Source organism: Flavobacterium sp. F52, assembly GCF_000278705.1.
GTDB lineage: Bacteria > Bacteroidota > Bacteroidia > Flavobacteriales > Flavobacteriaceae > Flavobacterium > Flavobacterium anhuiense.
Genome location: NZ_AKZQ01000019.1, coordinates 101510 through 116455 on the forward strand (window position 1 = coordinate 101510; position 14946 = coordinate 116455).

Sequence of the window (14946 nt, forward strand, 5' to 3'; positions counted from 1 at the left end):
AAAGGAAGATATGAAAGTTTTGATTGACCTTGATGAAATGGCAAAAATCCTTGCAGATAAAGGATATGACGGCTATTTCCACACGGAGGGCTGCTGTGCGGGCCGGATGAAGGAGAGCATCAGCGAATTTCTGGAGAAATGGAAAAACGGAATGGATGCCCCGCGGTCGGCAGATTCCCTTCATTTATCGACCTATCTCGAATGGAATGGCCAGGACAGGGATAAGATCAGGTGCGATATCCGGGTGGGATATGCGGATGGCAAATTTGATTTGGACGCGGCCGAACTGAACATCACAAAAACTGACCGGTATGGCCAGATATTGAAGAGTTTTAAGCTCTGCAATCTTAATTCAGATTCTTTTCCAACCAGAAGGGAATTGATTGCCGGGGCGGCAGTTAAGAATACTCAGGAGACGGCTCGGGCAAATAGGGGATTTAGAATGTGACCGGCTAATAATATCAGGAAATGGAAAACTTAAAGGAACGCATTGACCGCTGGCTTGGGCAGCTAGACCGAAAATGGACCGCTATGCCGGCCAAGAGCCGGCGGAGGATGATCATTCATCTATTTGCCGCGTACGTCCTTCTGACGGCGATTGCCCTTTTGAATATATGCCGTGATGTCAAGGCGGCGAGAAGCTGCCTGAGACTGGAACATATTCAGGATCCTTCGCCAGCAGGAAAGGAAAGTCCTGCGGTAATAAAGGGCTGCATGAATAAATTAAAAGATTAAGATATGAAAGAAAATAAGAAAAAAGAAGGCGTTATGCTTTGGGAGCATGGCGCTGAAGAAAAATCAGACAGTGTGGACGAAAAAAGCGGCAAAATGGAGAAGCTTAAGAAATCGCTCATATTTGGGCTGATGGGAATCGTATGCGCAGGTTGCCTTTATCTGATATTCAGGCCCTCGCCCGAGAAGGAGAGCGGGCAGGCCATCGGGCTCAATAACATCGTTCCGCAGGCCGCAGACAATGAAATGCAGGCGGACAAGGCAAAGGCCTATGAGCAGGAGATGCTCGAGCAGAAGCAGGAGGATAAGCGCAGAGCGCTTACCACGCTGGCGGATTATTGGAAACAGGACAGCGTAACGGCAGATGAGTCCCCCTCATCTGCAAATGCGGTGCAGACGGCAGGACAGGAACCCAGGGAGACAAATTCTGCGCTCGGCACGTACCGAAAGGCACAGAACGCACTTGGCAGCTTCTATCAGGACAGCGGTGGTGAGGCTGATATGCTGCGCAGGGAGGTTGCCGAGCTCAAATCGGAGCTTGCCCAGAGGGATGCTGCGCCTTCGGTGACGGTAGACGGACAGCTGGCGCTTATGGAAAAGTCGTATCAGATGGCCGCGAAGTACCTGCCTTCTGCACCTGCCGCCCAGCCGCTGCAGAGAGCTGACTCGTCTTCACGTGCCAAGAGGCCTTCAATTGCAGATGCGCCTTATTTTGCGGGAGCTGCACCTGAGAGGAAAACTGCCGTATCGGTTCTTCGCCCTATGGCGAATGCTGGTGCGGATGCTGAACGCGGCGTGCGGCCGAATGCCCGGTCTTTTTACACGGCGGATGCCAAAGAGCGGGAGGTTCCTGTCAGGAACAGCATCAAGGCCTGCGTGGACCAGACGCAGTCCGTGGCAGGAGAGAGCGCTGTAAAGCTCCGCCTGCTGGAGCCGGCGGCCATACCCGGCGGCACCCTTGAGAAAGGGAGCGTGCTCACCGCCACAGCGAAAATACAGGGCGGGCGCCTGCAGCTGAAGATCAGCTCCATTGCCTTCAATGGAACCATCCTGCCTGTTGATATCAGCGCTTTTGACCTGGACGGCCAGCTGGGCCTTTTGGTGCCTTATTCGGCGGAAAGGACGGCTGCGGGGCAGATGGCGGGCAATATGGGACAGCAGTCCGCAACGAGCCTGATGCTGACCCAGTCGGCAGGACAGCAGGTGGCCGCAGATCTCAGCAGGGGAGTCCTGCAGGGGATATCAGGATATTTCTCCAAAAAGGTAAAGACGCCAAAGGTAATGCTCAAGGCTGGGCACCAGCTTTTTCTGGTCTCCAAAAAACAATAGCAATCAAAAGAATATAAAGATGAAAAGATATTATGAAAAATACTGGACGGCGGTGCTTGCAGTTCTCTGCGTCCAGCTGTGCTTTCCGCAGAGCAGCCTGCCGGTTATGGACGAGATCAAAGCCTGCCGGTTAGGCATAACCTATGACAAGACCTCGCACCTGATTTTCCCGTCGGAAATCCGTTATGCCGACCTTGGAAGCGGGCTGCTCATGGCTGCAAAGGCCGAGGATGCGAATAATGTGCTCCGGGTCAAGGCGGCTGTAAGGGATTTTGAACAGCAGACCAATCTTTCGGTCATTACGACCGACGGCCGGTTCTACAGTTTTGATGTGCACTATGATCCAAATCCGAAGATTCTGGGCTATAATATAGGTGCGAATGGGAATGCAGGATCGCAAAGCACCCTTTTTGAAGAGCTTGGTGAAAGCTCCCCAAGCACGGCGGAATCTGTGATGAAGCGCATCTATGACAATGATAAGCGGGTGATAAGGCATATCAGGACTAGGAATGCCGGAGCAGAATTCAGGCTGAACGGGATCTATGTCCATGATGGAAAATACTATTTCCATATCGCCCTGTACAACAGCACCAATGTGCCGTACAGGATCGATTTTCTGAACTTCAAAATAGCCGACAGGAACAAGGCCAGACGCACTGCGGTGCAGCAGAAAGCCATATCGCCTCTGCGCGTCTACAGGCCGGCTGGCGAGATCAAGGCCGGAGGCTCAGAGCGCTGCGTATACGTACTGGACCTTTTCACCCTTACGGACGGCAAGCTGCTGCTTATCGAGATATACGAGAAGAACGGAGGAAGGCAGCAGACCCTGAAGATTAAAAATTCGGATCTTCTGAAGGCGTGTCTTCCGGATACTCCATAGAGGAAATCCGTGCAGGATAGAAGTGCAGGTCCGACGTAAATTCCTTAACAGACGGACAAAATAAAACCGGCCATATAGGTCGGTTTTTTGTTTTGTAAAACTTCAATAGTTTGTTTTGTAATATTTTAAGCGTCTTATTATTAAGTTTTGCTTTAATGATTTTTTCTGCATCTATAGACCGCTGCGTTTGCCGAATACGGGCTGGAGAGCATCCCAGAGCTGCTGTTCGAGGATCTCGACAATGAAGCGCCCGATGGCCTGGTTGCTTTGCGAAATTACCTGATAGGCTGATATGGACACCTCGTAATCCGCATCCCCGTCCCATCTGCAGAGGTGCATGGCATAGGTGCGGGAGCTTTGGGTTCCGAGATGGTCCTTGACCCTTTTGCGGAAATCGGTTGTCGAGCTGCCGACATAAAGGATTGTGGAGGTTTTTTTATTATACTTGGAAAGATTCACCCTGTCCCTGTTTTTTGTTTTGAGAAGGTTCAGCGCATGATAAGCTTCAAATGCCTTCAGCATTGCCTTTACCTTTGATGCGGACTTGATTTCAAAGACATAGATCAGCGGATAATCGCTTTTGGCAATCCTGTGCAGATGTTTCCCAAGCACTTTACTGTTTCTGAACTCCGAGCAGTGGAATGAGGTTTCCAGAAACGGTTCTAACGTAATTTGTGATATCTGCTGCGCCACATCAAGGGCAAACCGCTCCGATTTTCCGACGAGGTCTTTAGTGTCTATTTTCATTTTCCATGGAATAATTTCAAATATACAAAATGATGGAATTGGATTGAAATAATAATAGGCGTGTTTAAAGGGGTTTCTTTTGCTTCTCCTATGTTTGTATAATATAATCTAAGTGAAGAAGGGCGAGAGCAGATTTTGCTTTAAATAGCCTTATGGTATATTCAAGAAAAGAGACTGCCTCCTCTTCTTTAACCTTTTTAGAATCTGAACAGAATGTAAGGAATTTGCTCATTATAATGAGTCTTATAGCCAGTATATCCAGTCAGGAGAAAAGATTAAGAAAGGTTATCACTTACCTAAACCATATAAGATGAAGGTATTATTAAAGCAGACAGTAGGAATTGATGTTGCACAAAAAGAATTAGTTGTATCACTTGGTAGAATGGATGAACAGATAAACATAGAAGTCTATGCCTACAAAGTATTTCCCAATACTAAAAAAGGTTTTTCAAGTCTTGTATCGTGGGTAAATAAGCAGACATCAATTACAACAGAAGTACGCTACATTATGGAAGCTACAGGGGTCTATCATGAATCCTTAGCTTATTACTTATTCAGTATAAAAAAACAAGTCAGTATCGTTTTACCAAACAAGATCAGTAATTATGCTAGAACACTAGATATAAAAACCATAACTGACAAGAGCGCTTCACAAGCCATTTCGAGATTTGGTTTGGAAAGGCAATTGGAAATTTGGCAACCTCCTTTAAAAATATTCAATAATTTGAGACAGCTTTGTCGAGAACGAGAGCAGCTGGTACATGAGCGTACAATGTTAAAAAATCAACTGCATGCAGAACACACTTCTGCAACATCAAGTGAAAGCTCAGTGAAACGAACTAAAAAAAGAATAGCTCTTATTGATTTGCAGGAGAAGGAGATAAGAGAAGAAATTGCTGTACTTATCAAAGGAGATCAAGCTCTAGTAGAGAAGATAAAAATAGTATCTTCTATTCCAGGAATTGGAAATTTAACCGCTGTAACCATTATCGCAGAAACCAATGGATTTGAGTTAATAAAGAATAAAAGGCAGTTGGTGAGTTATGCAGGATTAGATGTAAGGGAAAAGACATCTGGAACCTCAGTGAAATCCAAACCCCGAATATCCAAGCGGGGTAATCGGAATTTAAGGAAAGTAATGCACTTTCCGGCACTGGCTGCAATCAGGACTGATGAAAGGTTCAGAGATATTTTCTTAAGAATAGTTTCAAGGCATGGTATTAAAATGAAGGCTATAGTGGCCATCCAACGAAAACTACTAGAATTGACTTTTATCTTATGGAAAAACAATGCATTTTACGATTCAGGTTTTAATCACGACCAAGTTCCATCAGCATTAATAAAAGCATAAAAACTATAAAATAAGTTGAAACTAAATCGTACAATTAAAAAGGGTATTAGCTTGTTTGCTATTATCTTAGGATTCTACTTGTTGAATTTAAAGCAATCCTGCTTTTCAAAAACATTATATGTATCTCCGGAATCAAGTTGATTTGATAATTTATAGCACTCAAGTTATTAGTATGGGTGTATTATTACCCATTATGTATTTTAAAATTGAAATAATAAGTATCCCAATAAAGAACCACCTAAAACAACGAATGCACTGTTGATTTTTTTTAATTGGAAAACGATAATGCCACTGATGAGAGCGATGGTAATGCTTCGCCAATCGGTAATGGTTTCTTTGCCCATTGTAAAACATACTGCTGCTATAATAGATACAGATGCGACATTTACGGCATCTAAAAAATCGGACAGCCCTTTAGAATTTCGTAATTTTCTGATTAACGGGTTAAGCAGTGCCACAAAAACAAATGAGGGAAGAAAAATGGCAATGGTTGAGATAATTGCTCCATAAAGTCCGTTTATCTGAAATCCAATGAACGTTACCGAAGAAAAGACTGGTCCAGGCGTGAACTGACCTACCGCTATTGCATCCATTAGTTGTTGTCTTGTGAGTAAACCTGTCGCTACCAGTTCCGTATCTAAAAAGGCAAAAAGTACATATCCGCTACCATAAAGTATGGAACCGATTTTAAGGAACGTCCAAAATAGTTTTGAGTTTGTGGTTGTCCAAAAAGTTGTTTGCACAATTTGAAGAAAGGTAAGCGGAACAATACTTTGCAAAGTATCATTTTGTCTGTTCTGAACCGTATGCAATCCAAATGCTAACAAACCTGCACCAAACATCAAATAAATTTCATTAACTCCAAACACTGCCGCTAACAAAACAGTAATGCCGATAAGACCTAAATTTATGGACTTGACAGATTGTTTTGCCAATGGATAAATTGCTGCCAGAATGATGGCTATTATAGCAGGTTTGATACCATAGATAAAAGGTTGTACTTCGGGTAGCTGTCCGTAAAGATTATATAAATATGCGAAAATTCCAGTGATAAATACGGCAGGTAGAATAAAGCATAAACCTGCTATTATCAATCCTTTCCAACCTCCTTTGTCATAACCGATATGAATGGCCATCTCCGTACTATTTGGACCGGGAATAAGATTGGTTGCTCCAAGCAAGTCTAAAAAATGCTGTTCGCTCATCCATTTTCGTTTTATTACCACTTCATCCCGCATCATAGCAATATGAGCTGCCGGACCTCCAAAACCTATAAAGCCTAATTTGAGAAATAGTTTAGCAATTTCTTTCTGGCTAGCCTTATTTCCCATTATTCATTATCTTATTATCAATAGACCAAAGACCGCCACCTTTTATAAATAGAAAGATACTCCCCAACAGCATCGCCCAGTCTGTCCGGCTTCCGTGCATCATTTCCCAAAATCCTTTTTCTGCCAATACTTCCGATTTGGTTGTTGCAATAGCAACTATCATTATTATAATCAATGGAATACTTGCCAATCTTGTCAAAAGCCCAACAAGAATAAAAAGTCCGCAACTAATTTCAAAACTGCCAACGAACGGACCTAAAAACTCAGGATTTGGTAAACCGATTTTAGCGAAGCGACCTGCCCCCAATGTATCAGCAAATAAAAACTTCTGTATTCCTTCAGAAAGAAATACGGCACCTACCATCAGTCGAATAAGTATGGCAGTTTTTGATAGGTCTGTCTTAGTTATTTTTTGAAACATCATGATTAAATAGTTTTATGAATTTTGGATTGTATTTTTTATATAAATGAGCTGCCATGAATGCAATTGGTATACTTAAAATAGCAGGAACTAGAATATCAGTGGGATAATGTACGCCTAAATAAACCCTGCTTACACTAACAAAAATTGCCCAAGGGATAAGAATAAATGGCAGCCATTTTAGACTATGCTTAGCTACTATGGTCAAATAAAATGCTAAGGCAAAGACATTTGCAGCGTGTGAAGAAATAAAACCGAACTTGCCGCCACGATAATTGTTTACTATATGCAGCTGGTCTTCTAATTCTGGATTATGACTTGGACGAAGCCTTTCAAATAATGGCTTAAATATGCCGGAAGCCAGCTGGTCACTCATTGTGATGAGCAAGGCAATTAGTAAAATCATCAGGATAGCATCCTTTTTATATTTCAAGGCTAGCAAAATTATCAATGCAACATAAAAAGGCAGCCATGTGTATTTACCGCTGGCAAACCACATTATATTGTCCCAAAATTCATTATGGCTTCCATTTAGCCATAATAGAATATTTGTATCTATCTGTTTAATGTGTTCAAGCATTATTTTCTGATGGGTGATTGTCTTTCTGTCGGCGTTTTTACAGTGAAGAAAGGTACTTTTTCCATTGCATGACAGCTAACGCAGCTATTGGTAAGCATTTGGAAGTTCTTATTAAAAACAACTGTATCCCTTTTTTTTAGTGCCTCACTCATTTGAGGGAGTGTAACAGTTAAAAAATGATGTGCGGAAGGTGCCCGTTTAGGTCTTCTTTCCAATCCATTTTCTATCGCCTTTTGGATTTTTTCGAGTTGATAATCGGCATACTCCCAGTTTTCGTCCTGTCCCGCCCAATACAATTCCTGGTAGCGATAGCCCGTTTCCACCATTGCCATGTCAAAACCACGAAATTGATTTTCTATCGTTTCAAGTTTCTTCTGCTCGTTTCCTTTTATCCACTGTCCCTGAACAGCTTCTTGTTTTTGATTACAAGCCAAAAGAAAAAGAAATATTAATATAGATGTTAAATATCTCATTGTTTACAACTTTACATTACACAAATTTCGTACAATACAAATCATTTAGAACGGTATATTTGAAAATAACGTAGTGTATTTTAGGTATTTCGGAAGGTTTGTGGCGTAACACCTGTGTGGCGTTTAAAATACTTAACAAAATGGGAAGTGTCATTAAAATTCAAACTATAGGCAATTTCAGAAACACTACTTTCTGTATAAATCAATTGTCTTTTTGCTTCGCTAATGATATGCACTGCAATTACTTCTGCTGCCGACTGGTCTAATGTTTTACGGCAAATTGCATTGAGATTTTGTGGTGTAGTGTAAAGTTTTTCTGCATAGTAGGCAACATTATTTCGCAGATCATTTGTTTGGTTGAGTAGTTCCCTGAATACTGCAATTATATTATCCGTTTTACTGGTTTTAATTATCAAAGGTTTTGCCGCAATCAATATTTTAGCAAATAGTGCTTTTAGTAATCCTTCGGTAACGGTAAAATCTTTTTCTCTAGTGAGCAGTTGGAATAAAGTATCTATATTTTCTGTTTCTTTCAGATGAATGCAGCTTAAGCCGCTTAGTTTAGATAAAAGACTTTTAAGCTCACTGTCCATCGACTGGTCGACAAACCTCTTCTTTAAGAGCAGTACAAAACCGTCTGGTGTATCGGTCATATCCCAATGATGCACCTGCTCTTTACGGACAAAAAATACAGTTGGCGGCTTTATTGAAAATGAAGTATGGTCTATGGTGTGAAAGCCGCTTCCTTCTCTTAAATAAATAATTTCAAAATAGCTGTTGTGTTTGTGCGGTTCAGTCTTGCGAATTTCTTTTCTGAACGGTGCAACTTTTAATAATGCTGCCGCTTCAATTTTGGTTTTTATGGATATGGTCTTTTTCAATCCGTTATAACTTCTATATTTGATGTTTATAAAATTAACTATAATATTTCTTGTTCAACCATAAACTTGCCTTGACTAAAAGTATCAATACGGGCACTTCAACCAATGGCCCAATAACGCCCACAAATGCCTGCGGCGAATGGATACCGAAAACCGCTATGGCTACAGCTATTGCCAATTCAAAATTGTTTCCAGTGGCAGTAAAGGCGATGGATGCGTTTTTATCGTAGGGAATTTTTAAGGTTTTATTGATAAAGAAGCTCACGAAAAACATCAGTACAAAATAGATGATTAACGGTATGGCTACTTTTACCACATCCAATGGCAACTCTACTATTTTATCGCCTTTTAGACTGAACATTAATGCGATTGTAAACAGTAAAGCATATAATGTAATGGGTGATATTTTGGGTACGAATATTCTGTTATACCACTCTATGCCTTTTGATTTTACCAATGCGTAACGGCTTATAAAACCTGCTAAAAATGGAACACCCAAGTATATGATTACACTTTCTGTTACATCTTTCATCGATACGCTTACGTTGTAGTTGGCTAAACCTAATTTGCTTGGCAATACGTTGATGAACAGCCAAACTAAGAAGCTGTAAGAAAGTATCTGAAAGATACTGTTTAAGGCTACTAACATCGCTGTATATTCTCTATTTGCTTTAGCCAAGTCGCTCCATACGATTACCATTGCAATACATCTTGCCAAGCCTATCAATATCAAGCCTGTCATATAATCAGGTTCGTTGTGTAAAAACAGAACGGCTAAGCCGAACATCAACCCAGTACCAATAACCCAATTCAGCATTAACGATATGCCAATTACTTTTTTGTCCTTAAAGACTTGTGGCAACAATGAATAATCCACTTTTGCCAATGGCGGGTACATCATCAGTATTAAACCTGTTGCCAATGGAATATTTGTAGTGCCAACGGATAGAGCATTTGTAATTTTTGAAATCTCTGGAAAGAAATAACCCAATGCTACACCTAATGCCATGGCAAGGAATATCCATAAGGTCAGGTAACGGTCAAGAAATTTTAATTTTACTTGCATGACTTATCGGCTGATTTTTGAGAAGACATAAAACATTTCCGCTGCTATCTGCAAACTTCTTTCAGCATACACCTTTGATTGTTCTGGTGTATGATCTGAAATTTTGGGGTCTTCAAATGTGATGGGGATTCTCCTTTCCGCTCCTGCAATAAAGGGGCATCCGCCGTCAGCCTGTGAACAGGTCATAATAGCTGCAAACGCTGATACAGGATTGAAAGGACTATCATACTTTTTAGAAAAGCCAATTACAGGTAAAGTATTATCGCTGTACTTTATAGCATATACAGGATTATGAGTGTCTGTAATTTTGAAAATGTTAAATCCTTGATTAGTTAATGTTTCTGCTACTTTAGGGAATAGTGCCGTTTCTTCTGTACCGCCCGAATAACAGTTTAAATTTGGTATGTTAAAACGTGCTGCTGCTGCCTGTGCCCAAACCTGCGACAAATGGCTTCTGCGGGAATTATGCGTACAAATGAAGTTGATATTTATATCTTGTTTGTCGTTTATCTTTTGCTGTACAAAATCGATCAGCGGTTGTAATATTACTTTGCGCTCCTCGCTGATATTTTGCAGTTGTAACTGCTCGATTGTTTTTATTAATACTGAATACATAATTTGATCTTTAATTTTTACGAAAACTGCAGAATACAAAATTCTGATTGGTTTCAGATGGTGTCGTATGGTCAATGGTAATACAGCCTATTTTTTGAAAATGATTTTGAAACAAATCTGTCATTGTCTGTTCTGAATATTGCTTAATTTCAATACCGCTGCATTTTGTAGGACCTTGTTTGGAAAAAGTGCCAATTACCAAAATGCCATTTTGGGGAATAGCTTTGGTTGTAGTTTCTACATAATTTTCTATCTCGTTTTTATCCGTCAGGAAATGAAATGCTGCCCTGTCGTGCCAAAAGTCATATTGCTCCGTAGGTATAAAATCTGAAACATCTGATACGATCCATTTTATTCTATCGCTTTTACTGCCTAATCTTTCCTTTGCCCGTTGGATAGCGGCATTTGAAATATCCATAACAGTAATATCTTCGTAATCCAGCTCAAGTAAATGGTCAACAAAAAAACTATCTCCACCACCTATATCAATAATTTTAGCCGTCTTTGGCAAGTTGAATTGATGAACAAAATGGAGAGAAGTTTCAGGATTAGGCTGATACCAGCTCACGGTTTCTAAAGGTTTGCTCTCGTAAATATTTTCCCAGTGGGATTTTCGATTGAAATGTTCCATATTTCTCTTTTGATTTTATGATTAACAGCATCCGCCACCGGGTGTACAAGCATTATTCGCTGGTAATGCTGCCAAATTTTTCTTTTGCTTTTCAGTAGGAATACCGCAAGTATCTTGCGCTAAACAAGCGGTCTGTTTGTTCTTTAATACAAAATGGTTTCCGTTAAAATCCAAATCATATTTACCAATTGTTTCGCTTTGGTATTCCACTTCTATCTCGGCATCTTCGATACCCAGTTTTTCTTCCGAAAGTTTGATGATGCTTAATAATTTGGTTGGCTTTAACCTGTGTTCAAAATCGTTGGCATTCCATAATTGAAAATTGACAACTTTTTCGGTGCGAACTACGCCACCGCAGTCAATAAAATTTTTAGTGATTTGCCCAACTTCCGTAACGTGGAAATGTTCCGGTACAAATATTCCGTTCTCTAATTGGAATTCAACATTATCTAATGCTGGTAAGATTTCTTTGATTTTTGATATTTTCATTGTTTTTTATTTAATTGTTATATTGCTTTATTACGATTAATATATTAAAAAAAATGCTTAACAGCATTTATAAACCCCTACATTATCTACAAAGAACATATTGAGTTCATTTTTTATCTGCTGCCAAACATTTTCATCAATGCAGTAACATACACTGGTTCCCTCGATGCTTCCTTTGATGATACCAATATTTTTAAGTTCTTTTAAATGTTGTGAAATCGTAGCCTGTGCCAATCCCAATTCTTCCACTAAGTCATTACAAATGCAAGCGTTCTGTTTAATGATGTACTGCAGGATAGCAATTCGGGCAGGATGAGCCAGTGCCTTTAAAGTGGTTGCTAAACTATTTTGCTGTTCTGTAAATATTTCTGTTTTTGTTACGCCCATCTTGTCTGTAATAATACATCGCAATATTACGATAATGTATTTAAAAACAAAAATATTTCCTTTTTTTATTTAAGAGATTTAGAAAAGACCTTTTCAATTTCAAATAAAACTGATAAAAAACTTGAATTATAACACAGAATCTTTTCTTTGGACGCCGGAGCGGAAAGAAAAGAAGCCCGCAGGAAAGCTCAAGGGATATGGAATCCCTTATGAAAGCTTCCCGCATCGCTTATGGTAAAACGGCGCTCTGTGCCTTTTGGCATTAGGGATGCACCGCCAAAACGCAAAAAGGCACCCGACCGGAGGAAGGGAGCCATTTTTGCCGCCCGCATCTGCGGGTCATCCCACTTTGAGGCGATTGGACTGGAAGTTTTTGAGGTTTAGGAAGAATCCCCTGTTTTCAGTCATCCCGAAACGGAACAGATTCCAAAGGAGGGAGCATCCCAACTGCGCAAGAGCCGAGTTGATGAACAGATCCTGCTTCTCAAGGCTTTCGGCAAGCGAACAGCTCGGTGTGCCGTCAAGAGTTTCGGACTCTTGGAGCAGTTCCCCGAATTCGTCGGTGACAAAGGGCAGGACAGGGACAGTCTGATAGATTTGGGAATCGGGCTGTCTGATTTCAGAAATGGTGGACAGTAAGACCTGCCCCGCATGCTGGCTGTTGCCGAAATCCATCCAATATTTTGGAGTGTCCCTCTGCGGAATGTTTCGTTGAAGCGAGGCGAGGATTTCCGCAACCTTGAAGCGGGACTGCACGCTGTCGGTGCAGGTGATGTACAAATTTGCCTGCGCATTTTTGGGCAGTCTGCCGAGTGCATCCTTTTCAAATTTTACGCTTTCGGCTTTCCAGTCCGTACCCATGAAGCGGTTGGCACGGTTGATAAGGGCAACGGATTTGTGCAGTCCTGTTTCGCAGGGCGCAAAACGCTGTCTTCCGAGATTGGCGTCGCTTATCAGGTCGTCATCCCAAAGGCGGACACAAAGCCCTGCATGACCGAGCGCTATCAGGCTGAAGTTCATTTCCATGAGGGCGGTCAGCACTTTCGAGCCTGTACCGCCAGCGCCTATAAGGTTTACTGTAAGCGGGTTTGTGGGGCTGATGAGATAGGTGTCGGCAAAATGCATTTTGGTCTTTTCTGTTTTCATGGCAGTAGGCTTTTAAGTGTTCTGCTGTTTTTTTTCAATACTTCGGCAGGGAAAGGTCTTCCTGATGCAATCAGGTCTTTCCACAGGCTTATGCAGCATCCTTTTACGGGACTATTTTTGCCTATGAGGTGGCTGAAGTAGCTGTTGAAGAAATAATCCTCCCACGCCCCTGTAAATTCTTCAAGCGAGGCGGAGTTTTTGATGCTGATGCTGACCGACCCCATGCATACCCTGCCGTCCTCGTAGATGTTCAAAAGAGGTGCATGGCAGAGGGCTGTCTTTTCGGTAGGTCTTCTATTGCCGGCAATGGCAAATACCCTGAGGCTGTTTCTTGTCGCCTGCCATATCATGGCAGGCATGTGCGCCTTGCCGTCCGCAATTTCAAGGCTTTCTATGAAATGCAGGGTTCTCTCTTGGGGTTTGGTATACCAAAGCACAGCGCCCCTGTCAGGGCTTGGCATGATATGCAGTATGTTTGCGGGCAGGATGCCTTCGGATTTCAGAAAGGCGGTCTGCTTCTGCTTTTCGGTCATTAAAGCCTTTGCAAGCGCCTGCGCCTCACGCTCGGTAAGCGGGTGTGCGTTGACAGGCATTCCGTCCCCGTCCATATCGAAATGCTCGACATACACCGACCTGTCCGCAGACTGGCTCTGATAGAACACAAGTGCGGAGGTGGGATGGTAAAGGACGCCCAGCTGTTCGGAAATATAGTTTCTATTATTCATCGTCGTTTGATTTGTAGTTGTACAGCAGTCCGCACAGGTCATCCAAGAGGGAAAAGAACCTGCGCTCGAAATCCAGGCTTTGGTGCTTCCGCGTGCCAATGTCGAATCTTTTCGAGATGGTCGGCTCGTGCATCTGGCTGTATTCGTTGAATTCATTGTTGATGCTCTGCTCAAGGGTTTCATAGAGCCATCCTTTGGTATGCGAAATAAAGGAAATGTATTTGTGCATTGGGATGCTTTCGGTGTCCTCTTCGTCATTCACGTCCCCGTTGCAGGCGGGGGCATTTCTAAAGATTCCCTCGTTGGGATAGTCGCTGTAAAGCCTATGCGCTTTTTGGGCAACCGACAGGCATTCCCAGTCGAATGCATCACGGCATTTGAAGCTGCGCAGGCGCTGTCCAAATAGCCTCAGGCTGATTGGATTGTATATTTTTTTTTCGATAAAGTCCCCTATAATCTCCGCCCTGTCGAACTCATGCAAAAAGCGTTCTCTCTGTTCGCCTTCGTCGTCCTGCTCCGTCCATTCCCTGTGCATTTCATACATCCAGTACAGGTAGCTGTCCTGCTGTCTGTAGTAGGGGACTTCCGCAATATGGTACAGATAGGAAAAGAGGCTTAAAAGCAGTTTGGCATTTCTTTTGTACCACGCATCGTGGCTCATCCAATACAGCGGTTCGACGGGTATGTAATACAGGGTCGTCCCTGTATCGCAGGTTTCCTCGCTTTCAAGATAGGTTTCAGCACCGTCCTGTATCAGACTGATTTCGGGGCAGTCCGCGTACTGTTTTTTCAGCATCCGCTCCGCATCCCACAGCGACAGCGCTAAATTGTACGGATATTCAAAGCAGTCGGTCTGCATGGGGGTGATGCCGTAATGCGCTGTCAGATGCGAAAGGGATTTGTAGAACTGCGGCTGCATTCTTTTGTGTTCCCTACGGGGCTGTACGGTTTTGCACTGCTCCAGTTTGGGCAGGAATGATATTCTCAGAAAATTATCGGAAGCATTCCGACAGGGACTGATTTTGCTCTGTCTTTCTGAATTTCCCCCGCGTCTTTGGGTCTGTGCATCCAAGCCATGAAATTTCCCAGCTGGTCGTGCAGCTGTCTTTGTCTTTTCTGCCGCGGCAGGCTTATTGTGCCTGCTATCGTTTTTTTTCTGCAT

Annotated in this window: 19 protein-coding genes; 5 read left to right on the plus strand and 14 right to left on the minus strand. The window is 42.4% G+C overall.

Annotation, left to right across the window (positions count from 1 at the left end; all coding sequences use genetic code 11):
• Positions 1 to 10 precede the first annotated feature (10 nt).
• Genes FF52_RS06075 through traN form a run of 4 tightly spaced genes read left to right on the plus strand, consistent with a single transcriptional unit; the run spans position 11 to position 2941 of the window.
• Complete coding sequence (locus FF52_RS06075) at positions 11 to 448, plus strand: hypothetical protein (RefSeq protein ID WP_035690998.1); 438 nt, start codon at positions 11 to 13, stop codon at positions 446 to 448.
• A 20-nt stretch (positions 449 to 468) separates the two neighbouring features.
• Positions 469 to 735, plus strand: a complete 267-nt coding sequence (locus FF52_RS06080; RefSeq protein ID WP_008463832.1) for a hypothetical protein — start codon at positions 469 to 471, stop codon at positions 733 to 735.
• Between the two features lie 3 nt (positions 736 to 738).
• Complete coding sequence (gene traM / locus FF52_RS06085; protein WP_008463833.1) at positions 739 to 2061, plus strand: conjugative transposon protein TraM; 1323 nt, start codon at positions 739 to 741, stop codon at positions 2059 to 2061.
• Between the two features lie 19 nt (positions 2062 to 2080).
• Positions 2081 to 2941, plus strand: coding sequence for a conjugative transposon protein TraN (traN, locus tag FF52_RS06090; RefSeq protein WP_008463834.1), 861 nt, complete (start codon positions 2081 to 2083; stop codon positions 2939 to 2941).
• Between the two features lie 171 nt (positions 2942 to 3112).
• Here the strand turns inward: traN and FF52_RS06095 are convergent, their stop codons facing one another.
• Positions 3113 to 3688: a hypothetical protein gene (locus FF52_RS06095; RefSeq protein ID WP_008463835.1), complete on the minus strand. Its 576-nt coding sequence runs from the start codon at positions 3686 to 3688 to the stop codon at positions 3113 to 3115.
• Positions 3689 to 3998: 310 nt separating this feature from the next.
• Here FF52_RS06095 and FF52_RS06100 point away from each other — a divergent pair, with 310 nt between their 5' ends.
• Positions 3999 to 5039: an IS110 family transposase gene (locus tag FF52_RS06100; RefSeq protein ID WP_008463836.1), complete on the plus strand. Its 1041-nt coding sequence runs from the start codon at positions 3999 to 4001 to the stop codon at positions 5037 to 5039.
• A gap of 200 nt (positions 5040 to 5239) precedes the next feature.
• Here the strand turns inward: FF52_RS06100 and chrA are convergent, their stop codons facing one another.
• The 13 genes from chrA to FF52_RS06165 all read right to left on the minus strand — a co-directional run bounded on the left by chrA (position 5240) and on the right by FF52_RS06165 (position 14946).
• Positions 5240 to 6370: a chromate efflux transporter gene (gene chrA / locus FF52_RS06105; RefSeq protein WP_008463837.1), complete on the minus strand. Its 1131-nt coding sequence runs from the start codon at positions 6368 to 6370 to the stop codon at positions 5240 to 5242.
• Entirely contained in the window at positions 6360 to 6794 is a 435-nt protein-coding gene (locus tag FF52_RS06110) for a DoxX family protein (RefSeq protein WP_008463838.1), read from the minus strand. The genes chrA and FF52_RS06110 overlap by 11 nt, the downstream gene beginning before the upstream one ends.
• Positions 6772 to 7371: a phosphatase PAP2 family protein gene (locus FF52_RS06115; RefSeq protein WP_008463839.1), complete on the minus strand. Its 600-nt coding sequence runs from the start codon at positions 7369 to 7371 to the stop codon at positions 6772 to 6774. Before FF52_RS06115 ends, FF52_RS06110 begins: the two co-directional genes overlap by 23 nt.
• Positions 7371 to 7844, minus strand: coding sequence for a hypothetical protein (locus FF52_RS06120; RefSeq protein ID WP_008463842.1), 474 nt, complete (start codon positions 7842 to 7844; stop codon positions 7371 to 7373). Before FF52_RS06120 ends, FF52_RS06115 begins: the two co-directional genes overlap by 1 nt.
• A gap of 80 nt (positions 7845 to 7924) precedes the next feature.
• Positions 7925 to 8725, minus strand: a complete 801-nt coding sequence (locus FF52_RS06125; RefSeq protein WP_008463844.1) for a helix-turn-helix domain-containing protein — start codon at positions 8723 to 8725, stop codon at positions 7925 to 7927.
• Positions 8726 to 8759: 34 nt separating this feature from the next.
• Positions 8760 to 9791 (minus strand): ACR3 family arsenite efflux transporter, encoded by a 1032-nt coding sequence (gene arsB / locus FF52_RS06130; protein ID WP_012025037.1) that lies wholly within the window; start codon positions 9789 to 9791, stop codon positions 8760 to 8762.
• A gap of 3 nt (positions 9792 to 9794) precedes the next feature.
• Entirely contained in the window at positions 9795 to 10406 is a 612-nt protein-coding gene (locus tag FF52_RS06135) for a low molecular weight phosphatase family protein (RefSeq protein ID WP_012025036.1), read from the minus strand.
• Between the two features lie 10 nt (positions 10407 to 10416).
• Positions 10417 to 11037, minus strand: coding sequence for a class I SAM-dependent methyltransferase (locus tag FF52_RS06140; RefSeq protein ID WP_008463852.1), 621 nt, complete (start codon positions 11035 to 11037; stop codon positions 10417 to 10419).
• Between the two features lie 21 nt (positions 11038 to 11058).
• Positions 11059 to 11526 (minus strand): DUF6428 family protein, encoded by a 468-nt coding sequence (locus tag FF52_RS06145; RefSeq protein ID WP_008463854.1) that lies wholly within the window; start codon positions 11524 to 11526, stop codon positions 11059 to 11061.
• A 57-nt stretch (positions 11527 to 11583) separates the two neighbouring features.
• Entirely contained in the window at positions 11584 to 11913 is a 330-nt protein-coding gene (locus FF52_RS06150; protein WP_008463857.1) for an ArsR/SmtB family transcription factor, read from the minus strand.
• Positions 11914 to 12252: 339 nt separating this feature from the next.
• Complete coding sequence (locus FF52_RS06155) at positions 12253 to 13059, minus strand: PRTRC system ThiF family protein (RefSeq protein ID WP_008463859.1); 807 nt, start codon at positions 13057 to 13059, stop codon at positions 12253 to 12255.
• Positions 13056 to 13784 carry a PRTRC system protein B gene (locus FF52_RS06160; protein WP_008463861.1) on the minus strand — a complete coding sequence of 243 codons (729 nt, stop codon included), beginning with the start codon at positions 13782 to 13784 and terminating at the stop codon, positions 13056 to 13058. The genes FF52_RS06155 and FF52_RS06160 overlap by 4 nt, the downstream gene beginning before the upstream one ends.
• On the minus strand, positions 13777 to 14946 hold the full coding sequence (locus FF52_RS06165; RefSeq protein WP_008463863.1) for a hypothetical protein: 1170 nt from the start codon (positions 14944 to 14946) through the stop codon (positions 13777 to 13779). Before FF52_RS06165 ends, FF52_RS06160 begins: the two co-directional genes overlap by 8 nt.